The sequence below is a fragment of the Luteimonas sp. TWI596 genome (genome assembly GCF_039674105.1).
Taxonomy (GTDB): domain Bacteria; phylum Pseudomonadota; class Gammaproteobacteria; order Xanthomonadales; family Xanthomonadaceae; genus Luteimonas.
On sequence record NZ_JBDJMU010000065.1, the window covers coordinates 1 to 221 of the forward strand.

Below are 221 nucleotides of genomic sequence, written 5' to 3' on the forward strand. Positions count from 1 at the left end.
TGGGGACGCGGTGGCTCCAGGGCCGAGAGCCGGTTGAGACCGGCCCGTCGAACGATCCGGGCGACGGTGCTCTGACTCAACCCCAGCGCATCGCCGATCTGACGATAGGTCGGCGGTCTCAAGAATCAAGTGCAACACGTGATTTGAAGTCGATGATTTCCCTCTCCATCACCTGGGCTGGTGTTGCCCAGCCGAGCGTCTTGCGCGGTCGCCCGTTCATC

At 62.9% G+C, this 221-nt stretch carries 1 pseudogene; it reads right to left on the bottom strand.

The window, feature by feature from the left end:
• Positions 1-110, bottom strand: a pseudogene (locus tag ABE487_RS17265) (helix-turn-helix domain-containing protein); the annotation flags it as partial.
• Positions 111-221: the final 111 nt, after the last annotated feature.